This window comes from Methylophaga sp. UBA3603, assembly GCF_002375335.1.
Classification (GTDB): domain Bacteria; phylum Pseudomonadota; class Gammaproteobacteria; order Nitrosococcales; family Methylophagaceae; genus Methylophaga.
Map to the genome: position 1 here is coordinate 627,474 of NZ_DFMC01000009.1, position 17,727 is coordinate 645,200.

Consider the following 17,727-nt stretch of genomic DNA (forward strand, 5'->3'; position numbering starts at 1 on the left):
GCTTGCAAAATATGCCTGACTGCGTATAATTTCGCGCTTCACAGCAGGCACGTAGCTCAGTTGGTTAGAGCACCACCTTGACATGGTGGGGGTCGTTGGTTCGAATCCAATCGTGCCTACCAGATATATACATCAAGCACCTCTTGCAGGTGCTTTTTGGTTTTTAAGGCCTCTCGTATTGGCCACAACCAAGGATATAGTATGATTTCAATTACCCTTCCTGATGGCAGTCAACGCCAGTTCGATCACCCCGTTTCAATTCATGATGTTGCTGCCGATATTGGTGCCGGTTTAGCCCGGGCTGCTCTGGCCGGTAAAGTGAATGGCAAACTGGTCGATACCAATTACGTTATAGAGGATGATGCTGAGCTTGCCATCATCACCGAACGTGATGAAGAAGGGCTCGATATCATCCGACATTCGACCTCACATCTGTTAGCTCAAGCCGTAAAACAACTTTATCCCGATGCACAGGTCACTATTGGCCCGGTTATCGAAGATGGCTTTTACTACGATTTTTCCTATCCAAAAGGTTTTACACCGGAAGATTTGCAGAAAATCGAAAAACGTATGGAAGAGCTGGTCAAGCAAGATCTGCAAGTGGTCCGTGAAGAAGTCACCCGTGATGCAGCAGTTCAGATCTTTCGTGAAATGGGTGAAGAATATAAAGCTCAAATCATCGAAGATATTCCTAAGGATGAAATCCTGTCAGTGTATCGACAGGGTGAATTCATGGATTTATGCCGTGGTCCGCACGTACCAAATACCGGAAAACTCAAAGCATTCAAACTGATGAAACTGGCCGGTGCTTACTGGCGTGGTAAATCTGAAAACGAAATGCTGCAACGGGTTTATGGTACAGCCTGGTCAGATAAAAAAGACCTGAAAGCCTATCTGCATCGTCTGGAAGAAGCCGAAAAGCGTGATCATCGTAAGTTGGCGAAAAGTCTGGATCTTTTCCATCTGCAGGATGAAGCGGCTGGCATGATCTTCTGGCATGACAATGGCTGGCGGATTTATCGCGAAGTGGAAAAATATATTCGCGATGTACTGGCTCAAAATGACTATCAGGAAGTGCGCACCCCGCAGGTTGTGGACCGCAGTCTGTGGGAAAAATCAGGACATTGGGACAAATTCGGTGACATGATTTTCAGTACTCATTCTGAAAATCGTGATTACGCGGTTAAACCAATGAATTGTCCTTGTCATATTCAGATATTTAATCAGGGGCTGAAAAGCTACCGTGATTTACCTTTGCGTATGGCGGAATTTGGTTCATGCCATCGTAATGAACCCTCCGGTACCTTGCATGGTTTGATGCGTCTGCGTGGATTCACTCAGGATGATGCGCATATCTTCTGTACTGAAGATCAAATTCAGACTGAGGTTTCTACCTTTATAGATCTGTTGTTTAACGTTTATGCCGATTTTGGTTTTAACGACATTATTATTAAGTTATCGACTCGTCCGGAAAATCGTGTCGGTAGTGATGCCGTTTGGGATAAAGCGGAACATGCACTTGAACAGGCATTAAATGCCAAAGATCTGGACTGGGAACTGCAGCCGGGCGAGGGTGCGTTTTACGGACCGAAGATCGAATTCTCCTTAAAAGATTGTCTGGGGCGGGTCTGGCAATGCGGCACCATTCAGGTGGATTTCTCAATGCCTGGCCGATTAGATGCAACTTATGTGGCAGATGATGGTTCCAAACAGGTACCGGTAATGCTGCATCGTGCGATTCTTGGATCACTCGAGCGATTTATCGGTATACTCATTGAAGAATATGCTGGCGCGTTTCCGGCATGGCTTGCACCTCGTCAGGTTATGGTCATGGGAATTACCGATAAACAGTCAGATTATGTTCAACAAATTGCCCAACAATTGAAAAATCAGGGATTTAGAGCTGATACGGACTTGAGAAATGAGAAGATTGGCTTTAAAATACGCGAGCACACATTGCGTCGCGTACCTTACCTAATCGTTGTTGGGGATCGCGAAGCACAAGAAAATGCCGTGGCAGTACGTACTCGCAAAGGCGAAGATTTAGGCGCTATGTCGCTAGAGAGCTTCGTTTCCTTGCTTCAAGAAGACGTCGCTCGCCGCGGTCGAATTATTTTAGAGGATTAAAAACATCGCTACAGATCAAAAAAGGCTGAATTCTGAAATCACAGCCAGAGAAATTCGTGTAACCGATGCAAACGGTGAACAATTAGGTATTATTTCATTGGCGAAAGCCTTGGAATTAGCTGAAGAAGCCGAGTTGGATTTGGTGGAGATTGCCCCACAGGCAGAACCACCTGTCTGCCGTATTATGGATTACGGCAAGTATGTGTTTGAGGCTAATAAACAAAAGGCCATTGCTAAGAAAAAGCAAAAACAGATACAGGTAAAGGAAATAAAATTCCGACCAGGGACGGAAGAGGGTGACTATCAGGTAAAACTACGCAACCTGACACGTTTCCTCGAAGAAGGTAATAAAACCAAAGTCAGCCTCCGCTTTCGTGGACGTGAAATGGCCCATCAGGAATTAGGTCTGAAATTGCTCGAAAGAGTAGCCGATGATTTGAAAGACCTGTCGGTTATTGAGCAACATCCGAAGAAAGAAGGTCGGCAAATGATTATGGTTTTGGCGCCAAGTAATAAAAAATAACTATTAATTAAATTAACAATGCGGAGTTCCAAATGCCAAAATTGAAAAATCATAGCGGTGCAGCGAAGCGTTTCAAACGCACCGGTAGCGGAAAGTTCAAACGCGCTCAAGCGTTTACTAGCCATATCCTGACCAAGAAAAGCACTAAGCGGAAACGCCAACTGCGTTCCACGCTGACAATCTGTAAAGCAGATCATTTGTCAGTCCGCAAATTATTGCCTCTTCTATAATTAAGGAGTATTCCAATGGCTAGAGTAAAACGTGGCGTAACAGCCAGAGCCCGTCATAAAAAAGTTATCGCGCAGGCCAAAGGCTATTATGGTCGTCGCAAGAATGTCTATCGTGTAGCTGTCCAGGCAGTTACCAAAGCCGGTCAATATGCATACCGTGATCGTCGTCAGAAAAAACGTGTATTCCGTACATTGTGGATTGCGCGTATTAATGCTGCTGCCCGTGAATGTGGAATTTCGTACAGTCGTTTGATCGATGGTCTGAAAAAATCATCTATTGAAATCGATCGTAAAGTATTGGCAGATATTGCTTATCACGATTCTGCTGCATTTGCTGCTATTGCTGCAAAAGCAAAGGCGGCTTTGGCTAACTAATCAGTCGGTTCGCTTTAGCGCGGATCTTATTATTAGTTACACAGGAAAGGGCCGTTGATGACGGCCCTTTTTTATTTCTGATTGATCCTCAGGTGGAGGAAATATGGCTGAACTGTCATCGCAGTTACTGGCATTAAAAGATATTGTTGAGGCAGCGAAGTCCGCGATTCAAAACGCGACCGATGCCAAGACGCTGGATAATGTCCGGGTTGAATATCTGGGCAAAAAAGGCCTTATCACGGGGTATGTCAAAGAGTTGAGTAATCTCAGCGCGGAAGAACGACCGTTAATTGGTAAGGAAGTGAATCTGGCCAAACAGGAAGTAGCAGGTCTGACTGAAGCCAGGTCCAAGTTGCTTGCTGAGCAGGCCATGAATGCCGCTTTGGCTGCCGAAACGGTTGATGTAACTTTACCCGGTCGTAATGCTGAAGTTGGCGGTCTGCATCCGGTGACTCGCACCTTGCAACGCATTGAACAGTATTTCCGTCAAATCGGTTTTCAAATTGCCGAAGGTCCGGAAATTGAAGATGGTGACCATAACTTCACCGCATTGAATATTCCTGAAAGTCATCCAGCGCGTGCGATGCATGACACGTTTTATTTCAACGCCGAAATGCTGTTGCGCACCCATACTTCACCGGTACAGATCCGGGTCATGGAAAATGAACAGCCACCTTTACGGGTCATTGCACCGGGCCGGGTATATCGCTGTGATTCAGATTTAACCCATACGCCGATGTTCCATCAGGTAGAAGGTTTAATGGTGGATGAAAACATCAGCTTTACCGATTTGAAAGGTATTCTTGCCGATTTCCTACAGGCATTTTTTGAAAAACCACTCAATGTGCGGTTTCGACCTTCGTACTTTCCATTTACCGAGCCTTCTGCAGAAGCGGATATTGAATGTGTGATCTGTGGTGGTGAAGGTTGTCGTGTCTGTAGTCATACCGGCTGGCTGGAAGTGCTGGGTTGCGGCATGGTGCATCCTAAAGTATTCGAGCACGTCAATATTGATAGTGAAAAATATCTGGGTCTGGCATTTGGCATGGGCGTTGAGCGCCTGGCGATGTTGCGATATGGCGTGAATGATCTGCGATTATTTTTTGAGAACGATCTGCGCTTCCTGCGTCAGTTCAAATAGGATAGGAAGTTCGCCATGAAATTAAGCGAAAATTGGCTACGTGAATGGGTAAATCCTGATTTTGATGTGCAGGTTATTGCCGAGAAATTGACTCAGGCGGGCCTGGAAGTTGATTCGGTTTCGCCTGTTGCCGGGGATTTTTCAGGTGTATTAGTTGGACAGGTGAAATCAGTTGTTTCACACCCGGATGCTGACAAATTGCGTGTCTGTGAAGTGGATGTAGCTGGTGATGAGTTATTGCATATTGTGTGTGGTGCCAGCAACGTTCGGGAAGGTTTGAAAATTCCAGTTGCCATTGTTGGTGCAGTCTTGCCAGGTGATTTTAAAATTAAAAAAGCCAAACTGCGTGGTGAACCATCTTTCGGTATGTTGTGTTCTGCTAAAGAACTTGGTTTAACTGAATCCTCTGACGGTCTGATGGAATTACCGGCTGATGCACCTGTTGGGAGCGATATTCGCGATTATCTGGCATTAAATGATTTCACCATTGAAGTCGATTTAACACCAAACCGCAGTGATTGTCTGGGAGTTGCCGGTATTGCACGCGAATTGGGTGTGATTAGCCGTACCAATCTTACCCCCGTCATTATTAATGAGATTGCGGCAACTGTTCAGACAACATTTCCAGTTTCAGTAGAAGCCATACAAGCCTGCCCAAATTATATTGGTCGGGTGATTGAAAATATTAATCCTGACGCCAAAACGCCGTTATGGATGCAGGAAAAACTGCGTCGCAGTGGATTACGGAGTCTGAGCGCCGTGGTGGACATCACTAATTATGTGATGTTGGAGCTGGGGCAGCCAATGCATGCATTTGATCTGCAGAAGTTACAGCAGAACATTATTGTAAGGTTTGCCAAGACAGACGAAAAACTGACTTTATTGGATGGTCAGCAAGTTGAGATTGCTGAACAGACATTAGTTATTGCCGATGCATCTGGTCCGCTGGCTCTTGCTGGTGTAATGGGTGGAGAAGCTTCCGCCGTTGATGATAAAACAACATCGCTGTTTCTCGAAGCGGCCTTTTTCACGCCTGATGCGATTGCAGGGCAGGCTAGAAGTTATGGATTGCATACTGATTCATCACATCGCTTTGAACGGGGTGTTGATCCTCAATTGGCACAACAGGCAATGCAACGGGCCACGCAGTTGATTCTGGAAATTGCCGGTGGTCAGCCAGGCCCGCTAACGATTATCAGTGAGGAAAGTGCGTTACCTGAAACGCCGCAAATTCTGCTACGTGCAAACCGTATTAAACGGGTGTTGGGAATTGAGCTGGAAGCTGCTGAAGTAGAAGAACAGCTGACTCGGTTGGGGCTGGAAGTTACAGCAGTCAGAGATGGCTGGCTGGTGATTGTGCCAAGTTTCCGTTTTGATATTAATATCGAAGTGGATTTGATTGAAGAATTAGGTCGTCTCTACGGCTATGATCGGTTGCCGCAAACCCGGCCTGAAATCAGTGTATTACCCGGTGCAATTTCAGAAAAACAGCTTGCCACAGAACGTCTGCAAAGTCTGTTGGTGGATCGTGGTTATTTTGAAGCAATCACCTACAGTTTTGTTGACCCAACATTGCAAAAACACTTTGCCGACAGTGATATCGAACCAATCAAATTAGCCAATCCGATTTCAGCGGATCTGTCTGTGATGCGTCATTCATTGTGGCCGGGTCTGGTGCAGGCGATGGTTTATAACCTGAATCGTCAGCATGACCGAATTAGGTTGTTTGAAGTGGGGCGTGTGTTCCGGGGTGAATTGGCTGATATCGATCAGTATCTTTGTATTGGCGGACTGGTCTATGGCGATATTCATCCCGAACAATGGTCAGAAAAAAACCGTAAAGTTGATTTTTATGATGTGAAAGCTGATGTCGAGGCGATATTGGCACTGGGAAATGGCAAAGTCGAATTCCGCGCTGAACCACATCCTGCATTGCATCCTGGACAATCTGCACGTATCTATCAAAATGATAAACCAGTGGGATGGTTGGGAGCACTGCATCCCAAACTGAATAAGCCATTAGGCTTTACTGGTAAAGCGTATGTTTTCGAATTGGCATTAACGGTTTGTCTGCAATCTGCCATTCCAAAATTTACTACGCTATCGCGTTATCCTGCTATTCGCAGAGATCTCGCTTTAGTTGTCGACAATTCCATTGTAGCCGTTGAAATTGAGCATTGCCTGAAAGGTATCGAGTCTGATATTCTTAAGTCAATTCAATTGTTTGACGTTTATTCTGGAGATGGTGTCGAGCTTGGCAAGAAGAGCATTGCGGTCGCTTTCCATCTTCAACATGGTGAGCGAACCATGACCGACGATGAAGTCGATGCATTAATGCTGCAAATTACCAACAAGCTGCAAAGTGAGTTGGGTGCGGTTGTTAGAACCTAACGTCGGTTCAATAATAAGAATAGAGGTAAAGAATGGCACTCACAAAAGCCGATATGACTGAACAACTTTATGAAGAGTTGGGATTTAATAAACGTGAAGCAAAAGAACTGGTCGAAATGTTCTTTGAAGAAATCCGTGGTGCACTTGAGGAAGGTGATCAAGTGAAGCTCTCAGGATTTGGTAATTTTGAACTGCGCGACAAAAATGAACGGCCTGGCCGTAACCCTAAAACGGGTGAAGAAATTCCAATCACCGCCCGTCGTGTTGTTACCTTTCGTCCTGGCCAAAAACTGAAAGCAAGGGTGGACAGTTATGCTAGAGGCGAGTAATAACAACGAACTACCTGCAATTCCGGGTAAACGTTACTTTACCATTGGTGAAGTCAGTGAGTTATGTGGGGTGAAGCCACATGTACTACGTTATTGGGAACAGGAGTTTACTCAGCTCAAACCCGTTAAACGTCGTGGTAACCGCCGTTATTACCAACGCCATGATGTGGTGCTGATTCGTGAAATTCGTGGCTTGCTTTATGAACAGGGATTTACCATTGGTGGTGCCCGTCAGCAATTGGAAACCGAACACAAACCAGAAGCTGCACCCAGTAATGAGAATCGCAAACAACTGATTGATGAAATGCTGAAAGAGCTGGAACAAATTCGGACGATACTGGCTTAATACGTTATAATTTCACTGTTTTGTTGCTTGTCGGGGCATGGCGCAGCCTGGTAGCGCACTTGCATGGGGTGCAAGGGGTCGAAGGTTCAAATCCTTCTGTCCCGACCATACGCAACTTTAATATCATCACAACGCTCTTAATGGGCGTTGTTTTGTTTCTACCGTCTGAAAATCACAGGATCGACTATGCAATTTAATACCCTGGGCAATAGTAATCTTAAAGTCAGCCAGATTTGTCTTGGCACAATGACTTATGGTGAACAGAACACTCAACAGGAAGCATTTGAACAGCTTGATTACGCTGTATCGCAGGGTATTAACTTCATTGATACAGCTGAGCTTTACGCAATTCCCCCCAAGGCGGAAACTTATGGCGCAACTGAAGCGATTATTGGTAATTGGTTAGCGAAACGTGGTCGTCGTGATGATTTGGTGCTTGCGAGTAAAATTGCCGGGCCAGGAGCAGATTGGGTAGGGCACATACGTCAGGGTAAATCACGATTTGATGATAAAAATATCAGCGAAGCGTTAGACAATAGTTTGCAACGCTTGCAAACCGAATATCTGGATTTATATCAATTACATTGGCCTGAACGACAAACCAATTATTTTGGGAAATTAGGGTATCAGCACGATGCCACTGAAGAAACCATGACGCCAGTCATTGAAACCCTGCAGGCACTGGAAAAACAGGTAAAGGCAGGAAAAATTCGCTACATCGGTTTATCCAATGAAACTCCCTGGGGTTTGATGCAGTTTATTTCAGTGGCAAAAGCGATGAATCTGCCCGTGATTGCCTCAGTGCAGAATCCTTACAGTTTGTTGAACCGTACCTATGAGATTGGCTGTGCCGAAATCAGCTATCGGGAGAATGTTCCCTTATTGGCTTACTCACCCTTGGGCTTTGGTGTGCTAACCGGAAAATATTTACAGAACAATGCACCTGCCAATGCGCGAATGAGTTTATGGCCTCACTATGCCCGTTACAGCAACCCACAGGCTGTTCAAGCCACGCAGTCGTATGTTGATTTAGCACAGCGACATCAGTTGGATCCAGCGCAAATGGCATTGGCTTATGTGAATAGTCGACCATTTGTTGCGGCGACTATCATCGGCGCAACCACTATGGAACAACTAAAGACCAATATTGGCAGCGAGCAATTAATGCTTTCCGATGAAGTTGTTGCTTCGATTGAGGATATCCATAAAACCATATCTAACCCGGCCCCCTGAATCTAACTTTTCAGAAATGTGCGCTAGCGCAGGTTAAAGCTGACAACGCTATGGTAGTTTATATTCTTCTTAAATATTGCTGATATAAACTGCCGCTGATCTGTTTGGTCATTCTTATATCAGTGTTTCTTTGCTTAGAAATTCAGGTAGCTGGCAACATGGATAGTCCATCCTTTTATACCGTGCTTATTGTTGATGACGATCCGGTGACTCGCCTGCTGATGAAGCAATCACTTCAGGATCCGAACTTAACGGTTATTGAAGCCCAAAATGGTGAACAGGCAATCGATTTATTTGCCGAGCATTTACCTGATATAACCCTATTGGATGTCTCCATGCCTGGCATGGACGGATTTACCTGCTGTCGAAAGTTACGTTCACTTCCCAAAGGGCAACAGTCAGCGATTGTTATGGTGACCATTCATGACAAAGTTGATGACATTGAAAAAGCATTCGAAGCTGGTGCAACAGATTTTATAACCAAACCTTTCAAGTGGCCGTTATTTGCCCACCGAATCCGTTACATTCTCAAAGCCAACAATACCCTGCGCGAGCTCAGTCAGAGTCGCTCAAAACTGGCCAAGGCACAGGCAATTGCCCATCTGGTTTACTGGGAATGGAATTTTAAGCAGAATGCAATTGAATGCAGTGCTGATCTGCATCGGTTATTGGGTATCGAAGATACTTCCCAAGGCATTTCATTCAAGCAGATTCTTCGTCGTATCTTCCCCGAAGACAGACCTTTATTTAAGCAGGCTCTACGTCGGGCAATACAGAGTAAATATCCCTATGATATTGAATATCGTATTCAGTTAGATAATGGCGAATTATTTTATTTGCATGAACGCACGGAAATTATCGAGGATTATAGTGGGTGGAAGATTGTTGGCACTTTGCAGGACATCACTTCACTTAAACGTTCAGAGCAGGAAATTGCTTACTTTACCTATTACGATACGCTGACCGACTTACCCAATCGCCGCTTGTTTATTGAGCAGTTGGAAACCGCAATTGCCCGGGCCCGGCATAAAAAACAATCGTTAACGTTGATGTTTATCGATCTGGATCACTTTAAACATATCAATGACACCTATGGTCATGCAGTTGGTGATGCATTGTTATGTGAAGCCGCAGCAAGAATTAAGGATTGTCTGCGGGATGCAGATTTGATTGCGGTAAGTAAGGATAAGGATGACCGCGTTGCCCGGTTTGCTGGCGATGAGTTTACGGTAATGCTGACCAATATTGATAATGTGGATGTACTGGCAAATATAGCGCAACGCATTGTTGCCAAGTTTGAAAAATCATTTGATATAAAAGGTTACAACGTTTTCAGTACGGTCAGTATTGGTATTGCACTTTTCCCTGAGGATGGCGATAACGTACAAAGTTTGATGCAACATGCTGATGTGGCAATGAATCACGCAAAGGAACTGGGACGTAATAATTACCAGTTCTTTTCAGCAGAAATGAATGATTATTTGTATGAGCGATTGCAAACCGAACAGGATCTCCGCCAGGCATTGGAACGCAATGAATTTCTGTTGTTTTATCAGCCACAAATTGATGTAAAAACACAGCAGATTATTGGTTTTGAAGCTTTGTTGAGGTGGTTGCATCCGATAAAAGGTCTGCTAGGTCCACTCACCTTTATTGAAGTGGCCGAAAAGACCGGTTTGATCATTGCCATTGGCGAATGGGTTTTGCAACAGGCATGCTTACAAACACGCAAATGGCAAAAACGTTTTGATATTCACTGGCGGGTTTCGGTGAACCTGTCTGCAATGCAGTTTAATCAGCAGTTATTGCTGGAGCAGGTTGGACTAAGTCTGAAGAACTCGGGGCTTCCAGCATCTTCTCTAGAATTGGAAATCACGGAAACGGCTATGCTCAAGGATGTAATGGAAACTATTCCATTACTCAGAGCATTAAAAGACATGGGAGTAGGGCTGGCAATTGATGATTTTGGAACCGGTTATTCTTCATTAAGTTATTTGAAAAATTTCCCGATTGATACGTTGAAAATTGATAAAAGTTTTGTTGATGAAATTGTTGAAAACCCTAAAGATGCTGCGATTGCACGGACCATTGTCCAACTTGCAGATAATCTGGGGTTGAGAACCATTGCCGAAGGCGTTGAAACCATTGAGCAGGTAAACATGCTGACGACAATGGGCTGTAAGGAATTACAAGGGTATTACTATAGTAAACCCCTGCCAGTGAGTGAAATTGAACGTCTGCTTGAGAGCGGAAATGGCCTGCAAAATTCCTAACGTTTTTTTGCAGACATTTTAACGACATCCTGTTCATCCTCGTACCGATCCAGCAAACCAATATCAAGAACAGGTGAGGCATCAATATGCTGGGCGTCCATCATTTGAGCAACCCGTTTTATAGCGGACATTATCATTGCCTGTTCCCATTCATCCAGTTTACTGAATTCACGAGTAAAACGATCCTGTAAAGGAATAGGCGCGCTTTTAAGTGTTTCTGTAGCGGTCTCAGTCAGGTATGCATGAACTTTACGTTTATCGGTCTGAGAGCGTTGTCGATAAACCAATCCACGTTTTTCCAGCCGGTCCAGAATAGTGGTCACTGTCGCTTGACTTAAACTCATCTCCTGAGCCAATTCACCTATGGTTACTTGCCCCTTATCCCGCAATGTTTGTAATAAAAGTATCTGGGGTGCGGTCAAGCCGGTGGTTTTAGCCAGGTATTTGGAATGTAGGTCGGTGGCGCGGATAACCCGACGCAATGCAATAAGCACTTCTTCAATATGATTCAACAGGTGTTCCCTTTGCTCTTTATCTAGACCAAGTGCGTCTATAGTTTCAGTATTAATTTGAATTGAATTCAACATATTTTCCCACGTTTCTTTAATGAATATTTCAACTTGGGGTAAACCGCTTTACGAGTCTTATCGGCTAAACAGCCAGACTTTTATACAAACCATTTTAAAGAGCTCGAATTAAATAATAGAGCGCAAAGTGGTCTGGACTTTTAATTTGTTTAGTGTACTATATATTTAGATTCTGTCATCTGCAAGTCATAAATGCATGATTATATTAATTAAACGTAATTATGATGGAATTTACAGATTTTTTTACATCACTAAGTACTTAGTGCCATAAACATTAGAGTTGATTACATATATGAGCCAAGTAAAGACTGCACCTTTACCAATTGAGTTAGTGCAACCAACGGCAGAACTTGGTGCAGCCGTGCATAAACTTATTTCTGAATGCCCACCGTTAGATACCAATTCGATGTATTGCAACTTATTGCAAAGCAGTCACTTTGCCGAGACAGCTGTAGCAGCTGTTCTTGATAATGAATTGGTAGGGTTTATTTCCGGATACCGCATACCACAACGCCCTGAAACATTATTTGTCTGGCAGGTTGCCGTTGGTGAAAAGGCCCGAGGTCAAGGACTTGCCGGAAGAATGCTTAAAGAAATTCTGTCGCGTGAACAAAACCGTGACATTAAGCGAATCGAAACGACGATAACCCCAGACAATAAAGCTTCCTGGGCGTTATTTGAAAGCCTTGCCCGTAAGCTTGATACCGAGATTAGCAGTAGCGTAATGTTTGATCGAAAACAACATTTTGCCGATCAGCATGATACTGAAATGTTAGTCAAAGTCGGTCCGTTTAAACCAATAGCTTAATTAATACTGAATTCAGGTCAGCGATGGCCACAATTTTCACAGGAGAGAAAAGCGAATGAAAATTTTTGAAGAGATCGAATCAGAAGTGCGTTCATATGCCCGCGCGTTCCCTCGTCTATTTGACAAAGCCCAAGGCGAGTTGATTTACGACGATGAGGGTAATGAATATATAGACTTTCTGGCTGGTGCCGGTTCGCTGAATTATGGTCACAATCATCCTTTATTCAAAGAGAAACTGATTGAATATATCCAACGTGATGGCATTACTCAGGGGCTGGACTTACATACTCGTGCCAAGGGTGAGTTCCTGGAAAGCTTTAACGAGAATATTCTGAAGCCACGTGACCTTGATTACATTGTCATGTTTACTGGTCCTACCGGAACCAATGCAGTCGAAGCGGCATTAAAAATTGCCCGTAAAAAAACCGGTCGTGAAAATATTATTTCGTTTACAAATGGCTGGCATGGACAGACCCTTGGTGCCTTATCGGTAACAGGTAATTCAACTCACCGTGGTGGAGCTGGTATTGCTTTACATGGTTCAACCCGAATTCCTTATGATGGTTACTTAGGTGATGATTTCGATACTACCAATCTGCTCGACAAGATGTTGTCGGATTCCAGTAGTGGTGTCGACAAGCCGGCCGCGGTGATTGTTGAAACTGTACAAGGCGAGGGCGGTATCAATGCTGCTTCAATGACCTGGTTACAAAGTCTTTCAGAAATCTGCAAACGCCATGATGTTTTATTGATTGTTGATGATATTCAGGCAGGTTGCGGCCGTACCGGTACTTTCTTCAGTTTTGAAGAAGCCGGCATTTACCCTGATATCGTCACCTTATCCAAATCACTCAGTGGGTATGGTCTGCCATTTGCTGTCGTGCTGATGAAGCCTGAAGTCGATCAGTGGTCACCGGGTGAGCATAACGGTACCTTCCGTGGCAACAATCATGCGTTTGTCACTGCTAAAGCCGCACTCGATTATTTCTGGAAAGACGATAAATTTGCCAAGGAAGTTCAGCGCAAAGGTCAATACATTGCTGATCGCGTTGACACAATTGTTGCGAAATACGGTGAAGGTAACTTTAACTCACATGGTCGTGGCATGTTCCGCGGTATTAATTGTGTCAATGGCGAACTGGCTGGACAAATTACCCGTAAATGTTTTCAGAAAGGTTTAATTATCGAAACCAGTGGTGCAGACGATCATGTTGTGAAATTCCTTTGCCCACTAACTATTAAAGATGAAAATCTGAAAAAAGGTATCGATATTCTGGAGCAGGCTATTAAAGAAGTTTGCGATAAAGCAGACAGCATTCCGGAAGAAAAGGATTTTTTTGAAGGTGATTATTCAGTAAGCGATGAAGCCAGTAAATCTGATGTGGTTGAGCCGGAAAGCAAAAAAGCGGCAAGTTAATAAACCTCTCAACCCAGTATTAACAATCCGGTGAGCGGCTTTCCGTTCACCGGATATTGCAAAGCATTTACAGAGGACAAAATCATGATTGTCAGACAACTTCAAGAAGCTCAAAAAACCTCACGTCGTATCGTTTCACCGGACGGTAACTGGGAAAGCACCCGTATGTTATTGAAAGATGACAACATGGGGTATTCATTCCATATCACCACTATCTATGCCGGTGCTGATTTTCGCATGCATTACCAAAATCATCTGGAGTCTGTTTACTGCATTAGCGGTGAAGGTGAAGTGGAAACGCTAGATGATGGCAAGGTCTACAAAATTACCCCGGGTACTTTATACAACCTGGATAAACATGATCGTCATATCCTGCGTGCCTTTAAAGAGCTTCATCTGGCTTGTGTTTTCAATCCACCATTAAATGGCAAAGAAGTACACAACGCTGAAGGTGCTTATGAGTTAGACGCCGAAGCAGTAACTGAATAACAGGCAATGCAGCCTTTCCGGTTTAGCCCGGAGTACAACGAATTAACAGAGAGTAGATATGCAATTTCATACGGTAGAAAAAATAGGCGGCACTTCCATGAGCGACTATGTCGCAGTGCGCGACAATATTATTCTGAAACCGGTTCATAACGAGTCAATTTACAATCGTGTGTTTGTTGTTTCAGCTTATGGTGGTATTACCAACCTTTTGCTTGAGCATAAGAAAAATGGCACTTCTGGTGTTTACGCTGAATTTGCCAACAGTTTGAATGATGATAGCTGGATGGAAGCGATGGAAAAGCTCAAACAAGAGATTTTTTCCATCAACCAGCAATTGTTTAAAGATAAAAAAACACTAAACAAAGCTAATGAGTTTATTGGCGAACGTCTTGATGATGCAGAACGGGTATTGGCAGATCTGCAACGACTTTGCCAGCATGGTCACTTTGCCTTGGATATGCATCTGGCAACAGTACGTGAAATGCTGGCCAGTATTGGCGAGGCTCACAGTGCCTGGAATACGGCAACTTTACTTAAAAAAGACAAGATCAATGCCCGTTATGTTGATTTGACCGGTTGGCAGACCGACAAGCACATGAAACTTGATGAACGAATTGATAAAGCGTTTGCCAAAATTGATTTGAGTAAAGAGTTACCCATCGTGACCGGGTATGCCCATAGTGATGATGGTCTGATGTCGACCTTTGATCGCGGCTACAGCGAAATGACGTTTAGCCGTATTGCTGTATTAACCAATGCCAATGAAGCGATTATTCATAAAGAGTTTCATTTAAGCAGCGCTGATCCGCGTCTGGTAGGTGAAGACAATGCTGTGCCGATTGGCCGGACCAATTATGATGTGGCTGATCAATTAGCCAATCTGGGTATGGAAGCTATTCACCCTAAAGCGGCAAAAGGCTTACGGCAGAATAATATTCCATTAAGGGTGAGAAACACCTTTGAACCTGAACATGCCGGAACATTAATCACCGGTGACTATATCAGTAGCAAACCTTGTGTAGAAATTATCGCCGGCTGCAAACATGTTTATGCATTTGAGCTGTTTGATCAGGATATGGCGGGCAATATTGAAAATTATGATCGTGAAATCCTGGCCCAGATCCGCAAAAACAAGGCCCATATTATTTCCAAAGATATTAATGCCAACACCATTACGCATTATCTTACTGCCAGCCTGAAGAATATTCGGCGGATTAGGGAAGCTTTACAGGAACAATTTCCGGAAGCTGAAATTAATCAGCAGAAAGTGGCCATTGTGTCAGCGATTGGTAGTGATATGAAAATACCCGGTATTCTGGCACGTACGGTCAGTGCTTTGGCTGAGAAAAATATCAGTGTATTGGCCATGCATCAGTCAATGCGTCAGGTAGATATGCAATTTATTATTGACGAAGATGACTATGCTGATGCCATCAAAAATCTACACAGTTATTTAGTAGAGGTTCATGATCACGGCAGAGCCATATGCCTCGCGTCTTAATAGCTTTATGTTTTTTATGCTTGCCATTATTGGCAAATGCAGAGCCAGAAACTCAGGTGGCCCCATTATCTGATGAGCAAATGCAACAATTTGAAGCTGAAGTTGACGTATTGGAAGAACCGCTCTATTCACCGTTCATAGAACGTTATGTTTTGGATGAATTGAAGCAATTGCGTACTGACATGGCATCACAACGCAATGAAATGATTCAGCAGATTGTAAACCGTGAAATTAACGCGGTGGATAAAGCGGTTACCTATTCAACCAACACGGTTACCTATTTTTTCTATCTGATTGCAGGTGCAACATCGATATTAGTTCTGGTGGGATGGACATCGATTCGGGAAATCAAAGAGCGGGTGCACTCGCTGGCAGATGAAGAGATCTCAAAACTAGTGATGGAATACGAGCAGCGGTTACACGCTATAGAATTGCAACTTAATCAGAAAACACAGCATATTGAAGAGAACCGCGAAGAGATTGAGCGAACTCAGGAACTGCAGTCATTATGGCTACGTGCTGCCCAGGAAAATACGGCATCACATAAAATCGGTATTTATGATCATATCCTGAAGATTAAACGCGATGATTGTGAGGCATTGACCTATAAGGCTGACGCGGTACTTGAATTAGGTGAGCCTCAATGGGCAGCCAATCTTTGCCATCAGGCTTTATTGATTGATCCACTAAACAGCCATGCGTTTTATCAGCTGGCATGTGCTTATACGACAATGGGGCAATTTGAAGAAGCGCTGTATTATCTTAAACAAGCTATTTCGCGCAGTGAAAGTTATCGAGAAGAAATTGCTCTGGAACCGGCATTACAGCCTTTGCAGGATCATCCGGGCTTACAAAAGCTGTTATATCCCAGTGAAGAAAAGAGTTAACATATTTGAACCCGCCAACAGGCGGGTTTAGTTTTTCAGGCCTGCCAATAATTCTTCTTTGATTCCTTTGCTGAAAGGATCTTTGCCAAACCAGATATCAAAGTAAGCTTTACCAAGTTGAGCATCGTCGCTTTTGCTCAGTTGTTGACCATTTTTGAATAGCAACAAGCCTGATTCAGATGAATAGCGGATATCATAACGATCACCTTCTTCTGCTTTCTGATAGCCAGCATTGAAATCCAATAATGCCATTTCAATTGATTTGAACAAATCCTCATCCAGATTACGCCGTAGCAATTCCACTGAAGATTTTTGAAAATCCTCGGCATCAAAACTTCGCTTATAAATAAATGAAAGTTGAATTGACTGGCTGGTCAATGCACTATCATCACTGCATTGTTCACGATACAAAGCAACATCACCGAGATTGAACAACATCACTTTAATAGGCACGGCTGAACATTGTTGCAGGGTAGAATTATCCAGCTGTATTTCTGATTCAAAGCTGTTCGCACTGGCAAGGTGAAAAGGAAGCAATGAAAAAAACAGAATGCGGTTTATCATAACTTTTCCCGTATTTTCTTCAGGGAGTAACCAATAATCGGCAAGTGTTGATAAAACCCATCCACACCATCCCAGAAATCCTGATGTAAGATAATCTTGCCCTGTTCATTAAAGCGTAATTGGCTGATACCAATCGATTTGCTGTCGACTTGCTTTCCCATTACCTTAAATTGCATTTGCATTATCCAACGCACATAGATGTCGTTACCACTGCGAGCAACATCCTGAACCCGTACATCGAGACGATCAACCTGTTTCCCGGTCTGTTCCATGTATTCTATGAGTTCATTTCTGTCAGTAATGGTTCGAAAGGTGTCGTTAAAATAAAGTTGTTCAGCATAGGTTTGACGAATAATATCTGCCACTTCGCCATGTTGAGCCTGATTAAACACCTCAATAAAGCCATTTACAGCCTCATTGTTTTCAACTGGCTGCGAACCTTTTGATTCAAGAGCTTTCTGGTAGTCATTTACATAAGCACTTTGCATAGAATTTCCACTACAGGC

General features: G+C 43.7%; 18 protein-coding genes and 2 tRNA genes. 17 read left to right on the forward strand and 3 right to left on the reverse strand.

The window, feature by feature from the left end:
* The first annotated feature begins 45 nt into the window (after positions 1 to 45).
* From B4F66_RS10225 to B4F66_RS10280, 12 genes are all read left to right on the forward strand, one after another.
* Positions 46 to 122: transfer RNA gene (locus B4F66_RS10225), tRNA-Val, on the forward strand.
* 79 nt (positions 123 to 201) lie between these two features.
* Entirely contained in the window at positions 202 to 2,127 is a 1,926-nt protein-coding gene (gene thrS / locus B4F66_RS10230; protein ID WP_292356014.1) for a threonine--tRNA ligase, read from the forward strand.
* A complete protein-coding gene (gene infC, locus B4F66_RS10235; RefSeq protein ID WP_300497415.1) occupies positions 2,123 to 2,650 on the forward strand; it encodes a translation initiation factor IF-3 in 528 nt (175 codons plus the stop codon). Before thrS ends, infC begins: the two co-directional genes overlap by 5 nt.
* A 32-nt stretch (positions 2,651 to 2,682) precedes the next feature.
* Positions 2,683 to 2,880: a 50S ribosomal protein L35 gene (rpmI, locus tag B4F66_RS10240; RefSeq protein ID WP_014706666.1), complete on the forward strand. Its 198-nt coding sequence runs from the start codon at positions 2,683 to 2,685 to the stop codon at positions 2,878 to 2,880.
* A gap of 15 nt (positions 2,881 to 2,895) precedes the next feature.
* Positions 2,896 to 3,255 carry a 50S ribosomal protein L20 gene (gene rplT, locus B4F66_RS10245; protein WP_014706667.1) on the forward strand — a complete coding sequence of 120 codons (360 nt, stop codon included), beginning with the start codon at positions 2,896 to 2,898 and terminating at the stop codon, positions 3,253 to 3,255.
* Between the two features lie 103 nt (positions 3,256 to 3,358).
* Positions 3,359 to 4,396: a phenylalanine--tRNA ligase subunit alpha gene (gene pheS, locus B4F66_RS10250; RefSeq protein WP_292356012.1), complete on the forward strand. Its 1,038-nt coding sequence runs from the start codon at positions 3,359 to 3,361 to the stop codon at positions 4,394 to 4,396.
* A 15-nt stretch (positions 4,397 to 4,411) separates the two neighbouring features.
* On the forward strand, positions 4,412 to 6,787 hold the full coding sequence (gene pheT / locus B4F66_RS10255; protein WP_292356010.1) for a phenylalanine--tRNA ligase subunit beta: 2,376 nt from the start codon (positions 4,412 to 4,414) through the stop codon (positions 6,785 to 6,787).
* Between the two features lie 32 nt (positions 6,788 to 6,819).
* Positions 6,820 to 7,116, forward strand: coding sequence for an integration host factor subunit alpha (ihfA, locus tag B4F66_RS10260; protein ID WP_014706670.1), 297 nt, complete (start codon positions 6,820 to 6,822; stop codon positions 7,114 to 7,116).
* Positions 7,100 to 7,462, forward strand: coding sequence for a MerR family transcriptional regulator (locus B4F66_RS10265; RefSeq protein WP_014706671.1), 363 nt, complete (start codon positions 7,100 to 7,102; stop codon positions 7,460 to 7,462). Before ihfA ends, B4F66_RS10265 begins: the two co-directional genes overlap by 17 nt.
* Before the next feature lie 31 nt (positions 7,463 to 7,493).
* A tRNA-Pro gene (locus tag B4F66_RS10270) sits at positions 7,494 to 7,570 on the forward strand.
* Between the two features lie 78 nt (positions 7,571 to 7,648).
* The gene (locus B4F66_RS10275; protein ID WP_292356006.1) at positions 7,649 to 8,695 is read left to right on the forward strand and encodes an NADP(H)-dependent aldo-keto reductase; all 1,047 of its coding nucleotides are present in this window, start codon (positions 7,649 to 7,651) and stop codon (positions 8,693 to 8,695) included.
* 158 nt (positions 8,696 to 8,853) lie between these two features.
* Positions 8,854 to 10,968: a two-component system response regulator gene (locus B4F66_RS10280; RefSeq protein WP_292356004.1), complete on the forward strand. Its 2,115-nt coding sequence runs from the start codon at positions 8,854 to 8,856 to the stop codon at positions 10,966 to 10,968.
* On the opposite strand, the gene B4F66_RS10285 is transcribed toward B4F66_RS10280, so the two are convergent.
* The gene (locus B4F66_RS10285) at positions 10,965 to 11,555 is read right to left on the reverse strand and encodes a MarR family winged helix-turn-helix transcriptional regulator (RefSeq protein WP_292356002.1); all 591 of its coding nucleotides are present in this window, start codon (positions 11,553 to 11,555) and stop codon (positions 10,965 to 10,967) included. The two genes, B4F66_RS10280 and B4F66_RS10285, sit on opposite strands and share 4 nt — an antisense overlap.
* Positions 11,556 to 11,847: 292 nt before the next feature.
* Here B4F66_RS10285 and ectA point away from each other — a divergent pair, with 292 nt between their 5' ends.
* The 5 genes from ectA to B4F66_RS10310 all read left to right on the forward strand — a co-directional run bounded on the left by ectA (position 11,848) and on the right by B4F66_RS10310 (position 16,657).
* The gene (gene ectA, locus B4F66_RS10290) at positions 11,848 to 12,363 is read left to right on the forward strand and encodes a diaminobutyrate acetyltransferase (RefSeq protein WP_292356000.1); all 516 of its coding nucleotides are present in this window, start codon (positions 11,848 to 11,850) and stop codon (positions 12,361 to 12,363) included.
* 55 nt (positions 12,364 to 12,418) lie between these two features.
* Positions 12,419 to 13,780: a diaminobutyrate--2-oxoglutarate transaminase gene (gene ectB, locus B4F66_RS10295; RefSeq protein WP_292355998.1), complete on the forward strand. Its 1,362-nt coding sequence runs from the start codon at positions 12,419 to 12,421 to the stop codon at positions 13,778 to 13,780.
* 84 nt (positions 13,781 to 13,864) lie between these two features.
* Positions 13,865 to 14,269, forward strand: a complete 405-nt coding sequence (locus B4F66_RS10300; protein WP_292355996.1) for an ectoine synthase — start codon at positions 13,865 to 13,867, stop codon at positions 14,267 to 14,269.
* Positions 14,270 to 14,327: 58 nt separating this feature from the next.
* Entirely contained in the window at positions 14,328 to 15,770 is a 1,443-nt protein-coding gene (locus tag B4F66_RS10305) for an aspartate kinase (protein WP_292355994.1), read from the forward strand.
* Positions 15,755 to 16,657 (forward strand): TPR end-of-group domain-containing protein, encoded by a 903-nt coding sequence (locus B4F66_RS10310; protein ID WP_292355992.1) that lies wholly within the window; start codon positions 15,755 to 15,757, stop codon positions 16,655 to 16,657. Before B4F66_RS10305 ends, B4F66_RS10310 begins: the two co-directional genes overlap by 16 nt.
* 27 nt (positions 16,658 to 16,684) lie before the next feature.
* On the opposite strand, the gene B4F66_RS10315 is transcribed toward B4F66_RS10310, so the two are convergent.
* Both B4F66_RS10315 and B4F66_RS10320 read right to left on the reverse strand, forming a co-directional pair.
* Complete coding sequence (locus B4F66_RS10315; RefSeq protein WP_292355991.1) at positions 16,685 to 17,221, reverse strand: chalcone isomerase family protein; 537 nt, start codon at positions 17,219 to 17,221, stop codon at positions 16,685 to 16,687.
* Positions 17,218 to 17,709: a nuclear transport factor 2 family protein gene (locus B4F66_RS10320; protein WP_292355989.1), complete on the reverse strand. Its 492-nt coding sequence runs from the start codon at positions 17,707 to 17,709 to the stop codon at positions 17,218 to 17,220. The genes B4F66_RS10315 and B4F66_RS10320 overlap by 4 nt, the downstream gene beginning before the upstream one ends.
* Positions 17,710 to 17,727 lie beyond the last annotated feature (18 nt).